Below are 2,006 nucleotides of genomic sequence, written 5' to 3'. Positions count from 1 at the left end.
CCACCGAATTTCATCGTTTCGGAAGCGGTCTGTACCGAGCCGCCATGAGTGGTTTTATCGCCTTTACGGATAATTTGAAGCATATTGCGCTCATTTCCTTGTTGATATTATCGCTGGTGCATTTTAGATTTACTGATTACAAGATTTTGTTGATAAATCTTTGTTAGCCACCAGTATCTATTTCACACTCACCCTCAAAAATATTATGGAATGAGTTGTTATTGAATAAGTAAGCGCTGTTTGAGCATTTTTTATCTCCAGGTGATATGTTTCCTACTTTATTTTTCGGGATGTTTTCACCATTAATCCAAATTAAATTACTGTTTGGATAAAATTCTGCAGAGAATAAGTCAGGGGAAGGAGTGCCATTATCAATAGTGGAGTAGTACTTAGAATTTCCATTAAATGAAGGCAGCTCGGAAACTACAGTTCCAGTTTCTTTGTCAACTATCCATCCGCAAACCCAGCCATTAACACCGCAATCTTTAGGTAATTCACCTTTCCCGCTTATGTATAGGCGATAGTGCCCTGCAAAATTAGCCTTTTCGCTGAGCTGCTTCTGCATTAGACTTTTCCATGCTTCGGATTTTTTAAGCTGCTCACTTGTTAAGTGAATCTTTGTCGTAAATGGTCCATGACTTAACAACACATTATGTTCTTTGAATTTTGGAGCATCTCCTTCATTAGCTAGTGCAGAAAAGCATATGGCAGCAATAAAAAGAAAGGGAAGTTTACGAACCTTCATTTTTTGACTCCTCAAGTACTTTAACCATTTCGTCAGGTTTTATGTGTGCTTTATTTATCCCGTCATCAGAATAGTAAGAAACACCTTCTGTTTTGGCATATCTTTTCTTGTGAATTTTCTTTCCTTTCTTGTCCCTCAAAAAGGAACCGTCTGGATTTGTTTCAAATTCAGTTTTAGAAGGACTTATCTCTTTTCCTTTTCTTACCCCAGCGGAAGCGAATTCTTTTGCCCAATCATAAATAGCATCTTCAACACTACCATTCCCTTCAAGGAAACTTATGATTGCTGGGCGCTTTATTTTTATAAGATACTCGTTAAATATTTTGTCTTGTGTTTCTTCATTGTAAAGGTCATTGACGTTGAGTCCAAGTTTACTTACAGCATCCTTTAATGTTTTTGGTACCACTTGGAATCGCCCTGTGGCAAATAGACCATTAGAAGTATCATCTTCTTGAGAAGTCATAACTTCTTTTATTGTCATGCCTGTTAGGTTAGTGTTGTAATGTGGGCTGTAGGTAACATGTACGTTATAAGCAGAATAATCATTTTTAGACTCAACCCTACCAAGGAATTCACCAAATTTGCTATGCGCCCAACCAGTTCGGTTCTTTATTAATGATCCAAGAAATGTAATCGGATGCATATGCCATAATGAAGGGCCAAGGTTCTCAGTTGTTACATCCTGCATCCATGCCATCTTGTCCAGGAAATCTTCGCTGTATTTTTTCCATTCCGGAGCGTCTTTCTTAAGTGCATTCAGGAATGGTTGCCAGATAGCTTCGCCCTTTTTGAAGTACCAGTCGCAGGGATGTTTTACGATTGTTTTCTGAAGAACATCACGATAGTCGGGATTGTGAAGTGCTCTCCAGTACTCCATCGGAGAGTAACGGTCGCTTCCACTATCAATTTTATCCAGCAGGCGCTGATAATTATGCTTCACCAGTGCATGGCTGGTCCGGGTATCACCGGTCGCAGCCTCGTAAAGTGCGTTGATAAGACTGCGGAAGAATCCAGTGGGCTGGTTTTTTCCATCCAGGTAATCAAAACTGGCAGGCTCTGCGGTTTCAGTTCTGAAGCCCAGCTTCGCCAAATCATACTGTGACAGAAGCTGAGGCTCAGCCTGCCCTTTGGGCACATAGGCATTTTCTGGCCGTAGTTGCCAGTATTCCTGTTTTGTTGATTTATCCGTTTCAGCTGTGACTTTGCTCAACGGAAAGATGCCTGTCCGCGTTGTAGACGTCGCGCCCCTGGCGAAGGTGCC

1 protein-coding gene and 2 pseudogenes are annotated in these 2,006 nt (G+C 41.0%); all 3 read right to left on the bottom strand.

Annotated elements, in window-relative coordinates:
• Window positions 1-83, bottom strand: a pseudogene (locus FEK43_RS23280) (PAAR domain-containing protein); the annotation flags it as partial.
• A gap of 80 nt (window positions 84-163) precedes the next feature.
• Window positions 164-745 carry a hypothetical protein gene (locus tag FEK43_RS22770; RefSeq protein WP_135408877.1) on the bottom strand — a complete coding sequence of 194 codons (582 nt, stop codon included), beginning with the start codon at window positions 743-745 and terminating at the stop codon, window positions 164-166.
• Window positions 732-2,006, bottom strand: a pseudogene (locus tag FEK43_RS23275) (hypothetical protein); the annotation flags it as partial. The pseudogene FEK43_RS23275 and the gene FEK43_RS22770, both read right to left, overlap by 14 nt.

Origin of the sequence: Escherichia sp. E2562 (assembly GCF_005781075.1) — a bacterium.
In the GTDB taxonomy this organism is placed as follows: domain Bacteria; phylum Pseudomonadota; class Gammaproteobacteria; order Enterobacterales; family Enterobacteriaceae; genus Escherichia.
This window is presented reverse-complemented; position numbering and strand designations above follow the sequence as displayed.

Excerpts from the sequence above, each read along its gene's own strand:
- FEK43_RS22770 (WP_135408877.1), bottom strand. The coding sequence starts at position 745 with ATGAAGGTTCGTAAACTTCCCTTTCTTTTTATTGCTGCCATATGCTTT.